Origin of the sequence: Burkholderia sp. SIMBA_062 (assembly GCF_046534765.1) — a bacterium.
In the GTDB taxonomy this organism is placed as follows: domain Bacteria; phylum Pseudomonadota; class Gammaproteobacteria; order Burkholderiales; family Burkholderiaceae; genus Burkholderia; species Burkholderia ambifaria.
This window is the reverse complement of sequence record NZ_JAWRYD010000165.1, coordinates 1-322: the sequence shown is the minus strand read 5'-3', so window position 1 is coordinate 322 and position 322 is coordinate 1. Positions and strand designations below refer to the sequence as shown.

Annotated in this window: 1 pseudogene; it reads left to right on the top strand. The window is 48.4% G+C overall.

The features are described from left to right. Window positions 1-55: 55 nt before the first annotated feature. Window positions 56-322: pseudogene (locus tag SB786_RS35870) on the top strand (hypothetical protein); the annotation flags it as partial.

Below are 322 nucleotides of genomic sequence, written 5' to 3'. Positions count from 1 at the left end.
GATGAAGCTAGGTATTTGTTGTATGCGGCTCGTCGCTCACAGACTAATTTAAACCATGGCATCTAAAATCTCACTACAGGTTTCAAAATCTCCAAACGATGAGCCAGACTCAGTTGATAACTATGATGAGATTGCCGAACGTCACTTCTCCTTGGCTCGGGTTCTTGCACTCCTTCATCCTCATCGGATTTCGATCAGCTTTGTCGTATTTCTCATTGCAGTGGCGGGCGTCGCCGGTGTGGCCAGCCCTTTCTTGATACGTAGCATCGTTGACGATGCGCTACCTGCCAAAGACTTGACGCTGTTGGGTTATTTGGCAGGC